The sequence below is a fragment of the Mycobacterium sp. TH-M106 genome (assembly GCF_057473765.1).
The window spans coordinates 1-10258 of sequence record NZ_JBYCLE010000083.1; the positions used below are offsets into that span (position 1 = coordinate 1).

Annotated in this window: 7 protein-coding genes; 2 read left to right on the top strand and 5 right to left on the bottom strand. The window is 60.8% G+C overall.

Translation table 11 applies throughout. From position 1 onward, the window contains the following. Nucleotides 1–112 precede the first annotated feature (112 nt). From AC2VOP_RS02785 to AC2VOP_RS02795, 3 genes are read right to left on the bottom strand one after another with little or no spacing between them, the layout of a single operon-like run. Nucleotides 113–3040, bottom strand: coding sequence for an MMPL/RND family transporter (locus AC2VOP_RS02785; protein ID WP_486959558.1), 2928 nt, complete (start codon nucleotides 3038–3040; stop codon nucleotides 113–115). A gap of 11 nt (nucleotides 3041–3051) precedes the next feature. After that, nucleotides 3052–5931 (bottom strand): MMPL/RND family transporter, encoded by a 2880-nt coding sequence (locus AC2VOP_RS02790; protein WP_486959554.1) that lies wholly within the window; start codon nucleotides 5929–5931, stop codon nucleotides 3052–3054. After that, complete coding sequence (locus AC2VOP_RS02795) at nucleotides 5924–6343, bottom strand: MmpS family transport accessory protein (protein WP_486959559.1); 420 nt, start codon at nucleotides 6341–6343, stop codon at nucleotides 5924–5926. The genes AC2VOP_RS02790 and AC2VOP_RS02795 overlap by 8 nt, the downstream gene beginning before the upstream one ends. 449 nt (nucleotides 6344–6792) lie before the next feature. On the opposite strand from AC2VOP_RS02795, the gene AC2VOP_RS02800 reads away from it, so the two are divergent. Continuing rightward, nucleotides 6793–8070, top strand: coding sequence for a glycosyltransferase (locus tag AC2VOP_RS02800; protein ID WP_486959555.1), 1278 nt, complete (start codon nucleotides 6793–6795; stop codon nucleotides 8068–8070). Nucleotides 8071–8132: 62 nt separating this feature from the next. Continuing rightward, on the top strand, nucleotides 8133–8972 hold the full coding sequence (locus tag AC2VOP_RS02805) for a TylF/MycF/NovP-related O-methyltransferase (protein ID WP_486959560.1): 840 nt from the start codon (nucleotides 8133–8135) through the stop codon (nucleotides 8970–8972). 29 nt (nucleotides 8973–9001) lie between these two features. On the opposite strand, the gene AC2VOP_RS02810 is transcribed toward AC2VOP_RS02805, so the two are convergent. Next, complete coding sequence (locus AC2VOP_RS02810) at nucleotides 9002–9796, bottom strand: alpha/beta fold hydrolase (RefSeq protein ID WP_486959556.1); 795 nt, start codon at nucleotides 9794–9796, stop codon at nucleotides 9002–9004. 73 nt (nucleotides 9797–9869) lie between these two features. After that, a partial coding sequence (locus tag AC2VOP_RS02815; RefSeq protein ID WP_486959557.1) for a GMC family oxidoreductase occupies nucleotides 9870–10258 on the bottom strand: 389 nt, incomplete at its 5' end.

Below are 10258 nucleotides of genomic sequence, written 5' to 3' on the forward strand. Positions count from 1 at the left end.
TGCCCACGGTGATCGGATGCAGCCGGGAGCCGACTCCGCCCGCGAGGATGATTCCGCGCACTCGCAGAGTCTGCCAGGTGCGGTCGATGTCGGCAAGTCGCAGGTTGCCGGTTTAGCTGAACGGCACCGGAAGTTCCAGCGTGATGGCGTCGTCATCGGCCAGCACGGACTCGGCCGGCAGACGCGGTTCCGCAGGCCGAAGTGGCTGGCAGGCCGGTCGGGACCGAACTATCTGCGGCCACCAGAACCACCGTCCGAGCAGAGCGGCGATGGACGGTGTCATGAACGAGCGCACGACCAACGTGTCGAACAGCAGGCCCAAGCCGATGGTGGTACCGACTTGACCGATGATCCGCAAGTCACTGACCAGCATCGCGCCCATGGTGAAGGCAAACACCAGACCGGCGTTCGTCACCACCTTGCCGGTACCCCCCATGGCACGGATGATGCCGGTGTTTAAACCGCCGACTATTTCTTCTTTGATCCGAGATACCAGCAGCAGGTTGTAGTCGGAGCCAACTGCCAAAAGAATGATCACCGACATCGGAAGCACCATCCAGTGCAGCTTGATACCCGCAATATATTGCCACATCAACACCGACAGACCAAACGACGCGCCTAAAGAAAGTGCCACCGTGCCCACGATGGTCAACGCGGCGATAAAGCTTCGCGTAATCGTGAGCATGATGATAAAAATAAGGCAGAGCGCCCCGACCCCCGCGATCAGAAGATCGTAGTTGGAGCCGTCATGAAAGTCCTTGAATGTCGATGCAGCACCGGCAATAGAGATCTTGGCGTCCTCCAGCGGTGTCGCCTTGAGAGCCTCCTCAGCCGCGTTCTTTACCTGGTTGATGCGCGCGATACCCTCAGGCGTCGCGGGATCACCCCTAAATGAAATGACGAATCGGGCCGCTTTTCCGTTTGGCGATATGAAGGCATTAATCGCCTGCTGAAAGTCCGGGTTCTCGAAAACCTCGGGCGGAAGATAGAAGGAATCGTCGTTCATCGAGGCGTCGAACGCCTGTCCCATAGCGGCGGCGTTCTGGGCCGATTCGTCAAATTTGCCGAAGATCCCGGCCATGGTGCTGTGCATCCTCAGTATCATCGTCCGCGAGTCTTTCGCTGTGGTGATCAGCTCGGGATAGGATTCAAGGAGCTGCGGCATCAGTGCGTCCATCTTGTCGAGCTCGTGAACAACATCCTCCATTTTATCGGTCATCGTATCGACACTGTCGAGGGAATCTAATACTGATCTCAATGCCCAGCACAGTGGAATATCGTAGCAGTGGGGCTCCCAATAGAAATAATTTTTAATCGGCCTGATGAAGTCTTCGAAATTCGCCATGCTATCTCTCAACTCGTTGAGAACAAGGTTCATTTCCTTTGTGACGCCGATCGAGTGGTGAGTATTGGCGGTGATCTTCTGTTGCAGCTCGTATATTCGCTCCATGATTGCAATTTGTTGGGTCAGCATGTCAGCCTGCACCAGCATGTCATCGATGCGTTTCTCTATGAACTTCATGCTCTGTATCTGGGTCGTGCTCTGCATACTTATAAGGAAAGGTATGGACGTGTGCTCGATGGGCGTTCCCTCGGGCCTCGTGATGCCCTGCACCCGAGAAACACCAGGGACCCGGAAAATACCTTTGGCGAGTTTGTGCAGCACAAGAAAGTCGGCCGGATTGCGCAGGTCATGAGTAGACTCGATCATCAAAATATCGGGCATCATTCGCGACTGCGAGAAGTGACGCTCAGCGACCGCATACCCTAAATTAGCCGGAATGTCTTTGGGCATATAGAGCCGGTCGTTGTAGCTCGTTTTGTAGCCCGGCAGTGTTAACAGACCGATGAGCGCGACGGCGGATGCGGTGATAAGAATGGGGGCGGGCCAGCGGACAATCGCCGTGCCGACCCGTCGCCAACGACGGACCTTGAGTAGGCGTGTGGGGTCGAAGAGCCCGAAGCGGCTTCCGACGGTCAGAACGGCCGGTGTCAACGTCAGCGCCACCGCGACCGCAACGAAGAGGCCCACCGCGCACGGTATGCCGATGGTCTGGAAGATGGGCAGGCGCGTGAAGCTCAGGCACAACATGGCTCCGGCGATCGTCAAGCCGGAACCCAGGACAACCGGGGCGACGCCGCGGTAGGTGGTGTAGTAGGCCGTCTCCGGATTCTCGCCGGCCTGACGCGCCTCCTGGTATCGACCAAAGAAAAATATGCCGTAGTCGGTTCCCGCCGCCATCGCAAGGGCAACCAGGAGATTAGTGGCAACCGTCGAGAGGACGACGATCGACTCGTTGCCGAGGAAGGCGACGACCCCGCGGGCCACAAAGAGTTCGATCCCCACCGTGACCAGCAACAGCACCACGGTGACGACCGATCGATAGACCACGAAGAGGACCGCGAATATGATTACGGCGCCCACGATGGTAATTCTCAGAACGGATCGGTCGCCACTGGTTTGCATATCTGTGGCGAGCGCTGCCGGCCCGGTGACGTAGGCCTTGACACCGGGCGGCGCAGGCGTGTCTTTGACGATGTCCCGCACCGCCGCCAGGGATTGCTGCCCCAGGGTCGTGCCGACGTTGCCCGCCAGATTCACTTGCGCATACACGGCCTTGCCGTCGGCGCTTTGTGCGCCCGCCGCCGTGACGCGATTCCCCCAGAGATCTTGCACATGCTCGACGTGCTTCGAGTCGTCCCTTAACTTGCGAACCAACTCGTCGTAGTACGTGTGGGCGTCCTCCTCAAGTGGCTGCTGTCCCTCCAGCACGATCATCGCGAAACTGTCCGAGTCGGACTCTTCGAAGTCCTTACCCATGTGCGTCATGGCCTGCACCGACGGCGCGTCTTGGGGACTCAGTGGCACGGAATGTGCTCGGCCGACCCGCTCCAGTGGCGGAACCGCGAAAGTCACGATCAGCGTCAGCGCCACCCACCCCAGGATGACCAATGGCGAGAACCTGCGGATCGTCCGCGCGATGAAGGGGCCCCGAGGGCCACGACGGTCTCCCGCGGTCGCCCCGTCCCGTACTTGCAGTCCGCTACTACTCACTGCTGCTGTCTATCCAACAGGGCAGCCACCAATGGGCGGGGTCCTGATGGTTGAACTACCCGACCCATCGGCCGGGGGCGCACCTGCTGCGGCCACCAGAACCAACGCCCCAGCAACGCCGCAAGGGACGGTGTCATGAACGCGCGCACGATCAACGTGTCGAACAGCAGCCCTATCCCGATTGTCGTGCCGATCTGACCGATGCTGCGCAGGTCGCTGACCACCATGGACGCCATGGTGAAAGCGAACACCAGCCCAGCGTTCGTCACGACCTTGCCGGTACCACCCATCGCGCGGATGATGCCTGTTTTTATACCGGCATGTATTTCTTCCTTCATCCGTGCGACCAGCAACAAATTGTAGTCAGACCCCACCGCCAACAGGATGATCACCGACATCGCGACCACCGCCCAGTGTATTTGTATACCGAGCAAATCCTGCCACATGAGAACGGACAGCCCGAAAGATGCGCCCAGCGAAAGGACCACGGTGCCGACAATAACCAGCGCGGCAACAAAGCTTCGCGTCATGATCAGCATGATGGTGAAAATAAGGCAGAGCGCAGCCACCCCAGCGATCATGAGATCGTATCGGGAGCCCACCACGAGGTCTTTCGTCACCGCCGAGGTTCCCGTGAGATAGATCGCCGCGTTCTCGAGCGGAGTTCCCTTGAGCGCCTCCTCGGCCGCATCCTTGATCGCATCGACCCGGGCAATACCTTCGGCTGACGCAGGATCACCCCGTTGCGAGATGAGCATGCGTGCAGCCTTCCCGTTCGGCGACAAGAAGATATCGATCACCCGCTTGAAGTCCGCATTTTTGAAAAGCTCCGGAGGAATATAGAAAGAATCGTCGTTCTTCGCGGCGTCGAAGGCCTTCCCCATGGCTGTCGAGTTCGTACTGTTGTCGTCCATCTGGCTGAGCGTGCCCGCCATGGTGCTATGCATGGTCAGCAGCATCGTCCGCATGCTCTCCATCATCGCGATCATCGGCGGGAACTGCGTGAGGAGTTCCGGCATGAGAACATCTAACTGATCAAGGTCCACGACAAGCTCTCGCAGTTTATCGGTGACATCGTCCACCAGATCAAATGCATCGAGAATGGATTTCAGCGCCCAACAGACCGGAATATCATAACAATGTCCTTCCCACAGGAAGTAATTGCGGATCGGTCTCATGAAGTCTTCGAAGTCCGCAATATGATCTCGTAGCTCATAGGTGATCGCTTCCATTTCATGCGTTTCACCGACCATGTGGTGAGTTGTGCTCGAGAGTTCTTGCATGAGGTCGTACATGCGCTTCATGATGACGATCGTCGCCGCCATCTCGTCGGCCTGCTTGAGCAGGTCATTCATGCGCTCTTGCTGGAACATCATATTCTGGAGCAGGCCAGTCTGCTGCATGCCCAGCAGATAAGGTATCGAAGTGTGCCCGATCGGGGTTCCCTCGGGCCGCGTCACAGCTTGTACCCTGGAAACACCCGGAACAGCGAGAACGGCCTTGGCTAGTTTATTCAAGACAAGAAAATCGGCAGGGTTGCGCAGATCGTGGTCGGCCTCCACCAAGAGTATCTCCGGTGACATCATTGCCGACTGAGGAAAGTGTCGTGCTGCTGCGGCCATCCCCAAACTGGCGGGGATATCCTTGGGGATAAAGTTCTGGTCGTTGTAGCTGGGTTTATACCCCGGCAGTGCCAACAACCCGACAAGGGAGACTGCTAACGCTGCCACGAGAATGGGCCCCGGCCACCGCACGATGGCCGTGCCCACCCGCCGCCATCCGCGGGTCTTGATTTTGTGCCGGGGATCGAACAGGCCGAAACGGCTTCCGACCGTCAGAACGGCCGGAACCAGTGTGAGCGCGACCGCGACCGCGACCAATATACCCACCGCGCAGGGGACGCCGAGAGCTTGGAAAACGGGCAGGCGGGTGAAGCTCAAGCAGAAGACCGCTGCGGCGATCGTCAAACCGGAGGCCAAGACAACCGCAGCGACCCCACGGTAGGTGGTGTAGTAAGCCGTTTCCCGGTCCTGGCCGGCGTTGCGTGCCTCCTGATATCGGCCGACAAAAAATATCCCGTAATCCGTTCCAGCCGCTATCGCAAGCGACACCAGTAGATTAACGGCAAAGGTAGTCAGGCCGATAATATTGTGATGTCCAAGGAAAGCGACGGCTCCTCGGGCCACCTGCAATTCTATCCCGACGATGAGCAATAAAATGATTACGGTAATGATCGAACGATAGACGAAAAGCAGCATCACAAAGATCACCGTGATGCTTACTAGTGTGACCATGACGAGCGTTCTGTCGCCGCTCTTGCTCATATCGGCAGCGACCGCCGAGGGTCCGGTGACATACGCCTTGACCCCCGGCGGCGCCGGCGTCTGCGCGACGATACGCTGCACGGCTTCGATCGATTCAGTTCCCAGTGTCTGCCCCGGGCTACCAGCGAGATCCAACTGGACATAGGCGGCCTTACCATCGGCACTTTCCGCGGCGCCTGTGGTGAGTGGATCGCCCCAGAAGTCCTGGATGTGCCGCACGTGGTCTGGGTCGTCTTTGAGCTTGTGAATCAAGTTGTCGTAGTACTTATGAGCATCGTCACGGAGGGGTTCCTGGCCCTCCAAGACGATCATGGCCATACTGCCGGATTCAGGTTGCTTGAAGTCCTCGCCGATGTGAATTCCCGCAATAAACGCCGGGGCATCGAGAGGATTCAGTGATACGGAATGCTCTTTCTCAACCACCTCGAGCGGGGGGACCATGACACGCAAGATAACGGTGATCCCCAACCACACGAAGATAATGGGCACCGAAAGCCGATGGATCATGCGTGCGACGAATGGCGGGCTGTTGCGCAACTGATGATTACTCATCGGATTTCAGCCGGCAGGACGTAAAGGCGCTGACTTCGTTCGTGATCTTCTCGTCTTTGACCTCACCGTCTACGAGGATGCGGCAGCCGAGGGTGTCACTGTCACCCTGTGCCGAGATATTTCCGCCTGCCGTCTCCGGGGTCATCGCGAACTCCACCGACCACGGCAACTCAACCCCTCTGAGGCGTTGTAGGTCACCATTGCCATCGAAATAACTGACGACGGCTATCGTCCCCGGCGGCCCGAACAGTTCGTATCGCAGATGCTTGGGGTTGACAGGTTTGGTGTCGTCGACTCTGGTGTCGGAATATGGGACGCGTTTCTCGGAGCCGAAGAGACCGTGCAGTCGGGCCACGGTTAATCCTCCGGCGCCGACCACCGCCAGGATCACCAGCGGAATCCACAGCCGCATGAGAATTCTCAAGATCAGATGCCCGAGATGTCGACGACTCCTGCGCTCGGCTTGTGCCTGAGGTGGACCTGGAGCGGCCGGCTTGCTGGCCGGCCGCAGAAAAACACGGCGAAGCCTCGACGGTCGCCCAGGGCCCTGGCCGTCAACGATCCCGTCGCCGTGCTCGGTGCGTTCGGCATCGCGCACAATGCTTCCGACCACCGCACCACCCTAACCGACGCGAACGCAACAGCGACCACAATAGCGAAGACCGAATGTTCAGCCAAGAGCTGTGATGAAATTCCCGTGTTACTCCTGAACAAACATCATCTCGCTCAGGACATGGACCGGATATGCTGCTGGGCGGCTGGGCCGGGGACTAGGCGGCTGGGCCGCTGGGCCGCTGGGCTGGCACCGGTTGCCGCCTTCGGCTCGCAGAACGCGCGGATGGTGGAAGGCCAGGATCTGCGATGAGGTTTGTGCTGGCGTTTTATGGGACTCGCGGCGATGTCGAGCCGGGCGTTGCTGTCGGTCGTGAGCTGGTGCACCGGGGGCACGAGGTGTGCATGGCCGTCCCACCCGATCTGGTTGGTTTCGCCGAGGCGGCTGGACCTGCGGCGGTCGGCTACGGGCCGGAGACGCAGGCGTGGCTGGAAGCGACGCGCAACTTCTGGGCGCTCTTGTTTCGCCACTTTTGGAGGGTCCAGGATCTGATCGGCTTGTTGCGCGAATCGCGGGCCTCCGCTACCCAGTGCTGGGGGGAGATGAGCACAACGCTGACGTCGCTGGCCGGCGGGGCCGACCTGCTCCTGACCGGCCTGAGTTATCAGGAGCTCGCCGCTGACGTCGCGGAGTATTGCGAGCTCCCGTTGGCCACGCTGCTGTGGTTGCCAATGCGGGTCAACGGCCACCTTGTTCCGGGCCTGCCGGCGCCGTTGATCCGCGCCGCGATGACGGCCTATGAGTGGCTGGTGTGGCGCGGGGTGAAAAAGGTTGAGGACGCCCAGCGCCGTGAGCTGGGCCTGCCGCAGGCAAGAGGCCCGGCGCCGCGGCGGATCGCCGAGCGTGGTGCGCTGGAGATCCAGGCCTACGATCCGGTGTGCTTTCCCGGGCTGGCCGCCGAATGGGCCAAGTTCGATGGCCAGCGGCCCTTTGTCGGCACGCTGACGCTGGAGTCGCCAACCGATGCCGACGCGGAGGTGGCGTCGTGGATTGCCGACGGGACACCGCCGATTTGCTTCGGGTTCGGCAGCATACCGCTCGAATCTCCGGCCGACACGCTCGCCATGATCGGCGCGGCCTGCGCGCGGTTGGGTGAACGGGCGTTGGTGTGCTCCGGCTGGACCGACTTCGGCCAGCTTCCCGATGTTCCCCAGTTCGAGCACGTCAAGGTGGTGGGCCCGGTGAATTTCGCGACGATCTTTCCGGCGTGCCGCGCGGTCGTGCACCACGGTGGGGCGGGCACCACGGCGGCGGGCCTGCGTGCCGGGGTTCCCACGTTGATCCTGTGGATGGCCGACGTTCAGCTGATGTGGGGGGCGGCGGTCAAACGACTGAAGGTGGGCACCGCCCGGCGCTTCTCCACCGTCACCGAGAAATCGCTGGTCGCCGATCTGCGCCGGATCCTGGCCCCGCAGTACCGTGCCCGAGCCCGTGAACTTGCCGCCCGGATGACCAAACCCGCCGACAGCGTTGCGGCCGCGGCTGACCTGGTGGAAGATTTCGCCCGCCGCAAGCGGGTCAGCTGATCGGCAGGCGGTTAGACTCGGCGCCGCAGGTGCTGGCATGGAAGGTAGGAGTAGTTGTGACCGTGACCGATTACGACGTCCGATCTCTCTACCTTGACCTGCTGCGACGCAACCTCACCAGGTACGGGATGCACGAACACATGCCCGCACGGTGGCCGCTGCGGCGACGCCTTTTTCTTAAAACCATGAACCTCGTGCTCGTGCGAACCAATGTGCAGCGATTCACGCATGCCACGCCGGACGCGCTGCGACACTCGTTCGTCGAGCGCAAGCGTGACTTGGGCCTGGACTGGCCGGCAGAGGCCGAGACGATGATCGGAATGCAGCGGCTGACCAGTCTGCAGCATTGCGTTGAGACGGTACTGGCCGACGACATCCCCGGCGATCTGATCGAGTGTGGGGTGTGGCGCGGCGGAGCCGGCATCTTGATGCGTGCGGTTCTGGCAGCCTATGGGGACAAGACACGATGTGTGTGGCTAGCCGATTCGTTCGCCGGCTTGCCGCGCCCGGACGTCGCTAATTACAAGGCAGACAAAGGGATTAGGTCGAACCTCGCCGCAGGCGTACTGGCAGTGCCGGAAGCCGAAGTCAGGGCGAATTTTGAACGCTACGGTCTCCTCGATGACCGGGTTTGCTTTCTTCCCGGCTGGTTCAAGGACACACTGCACGATGCGCCGATTGACCATCTCGCAATACTGAGGATCGACGGCGACCTCTATGAATCCACCATTCAAGCGCTCGAGGCGCTCTACCCGCGACTATCCCCCGGCGGTTTTTGCATCATCGATGACTACCACGCGATGACGCCATGCAAGTTAGCTGTCACCGATTACCGCGTGAAGCACGAGATATCTAGCGAGATTGTCGACATTGACGGCACCGGCGTGCTGTGGCGCAAGTAGCCCGCCGGCCGGCGAAGCTTGCGGTGGGATCAACGCCGACCCGAGTTCGGCGGTGTGATCTCGGGGGGCAGCGCCGTATCGGTGAGCCAGCCGTCGACGGTGCGGGAGAAGAGGTCCGGATAGCTCAGGGGCCAGTCGTGGCTCATGCCGATTGCGACCCTGTCGACTCCGTTGGGCATTCGCTGCGCGAGCGCCGCCGCCGAGCGGTGTGTCAGCGGCGTCTCCTTGGCACCGGTGAGAAACAGTGTGGGCGAATTCGATTCGGCGAGTCCCTCGGGAAGTATGAACCCCGCGGACGCCACGACCGTATGGGCGAACTGTTTGCCCGTGATGAGACGCACATCCTCGCGGTAGTCGTCGATCTTGGCCGGGGGAATGCCCTGGAGGTGAGTATTCCGGTAGCGGTTGATCATCCACCGGTACCAGCGGTTCCCGGCGAGCGTCCCCAGCAGGAACTGCGTCAGCCGTACCCCCGGCATGGTGTTGATCAGGGTTCCGCAGAGCACCGCCCGGTCGACGAGTTTCGGTTCGGTCGCCAGCAGCTGCACCCCCACCTGGGCCCCGAGCGAGAAGCCCACCAGGTGCGCCCGGCCAGTGGCTATCCGAGAGCGGATCAGCTCTGCCACCGCGGTGGCGGCCCGGTCCATCGCGAACGGTCCGTGCTGAAAGCTCTTGCCGTACTGGGGCAGATCGGGGACCAGACAACGGTATTGCTGCAATCGTTCGACCACCGGCTCCCAGGACCAGCCGCTCATATTCCCGCCGTGCAGGAAGACGATAGCGGGCGCTTCGACCGGACCGGATTCGCGGACAAACAGATCCACGCAGGCGATCCTATCTGCCCGTGGTGTCGACGGTGACGTTCGACCGACTGACCGGGGCCTTTTCACGAGGCGGTCAGCTTGCGAAATGCACCTGGTCGAGGTGTTCGGCGACCCGCAACGCGTTGGCGGCAACCGTTAGGCCGGGGTTCAAACCGGCGCTGGACGGGAAGAACGAGCTGTCGACCACGTAGAGGTTGTCTATTTCGTGGGACCGGTTGTGCGGGTCCAGCACACTGGTTTTCGGATCGGTGCCGAAGCGGCAGGTGCCGCAGACATGGCCCAGGGCCTGGTTGTTTTTACCGCTGCCCACGGTGAGTGTGCGAAACGGCTTCAACACCTCTTTGACCTGCCGCAAAAACACCGCGCGCCGCTCGATCTCACTGGCGTGCAGACGATACCGGATTCGCAGCCGCTGACGCCCGTCCACGCCGGGCCGATCATATGGCAGGACACGGTTGTCCA

Coding starts and splice junctions, on each gene's coding strand:
- AC2VOP_RS02790 (WP_486959554.1), bottom strand. CDS start 5,931: ATGAGTAATCATCAGTTGCGCAACAGCCCGCCATTCGTCGCACGCATG.
- AC2VOP_RS02795 (WP_486959559.1), bottom strand. CDS start 6,343: ATGCGGCTGTGGATTCCGCTGGTGATCCTGGCGGTGGTCGGCGCCGGA.
- AC2VOP_RS02800 (WP_486959555.1), top strand. CDS start 6,793: ATGAGGTTTGTGCTGGCGTTTTATGGGACTCGCGGCGATGTCGAGCCG.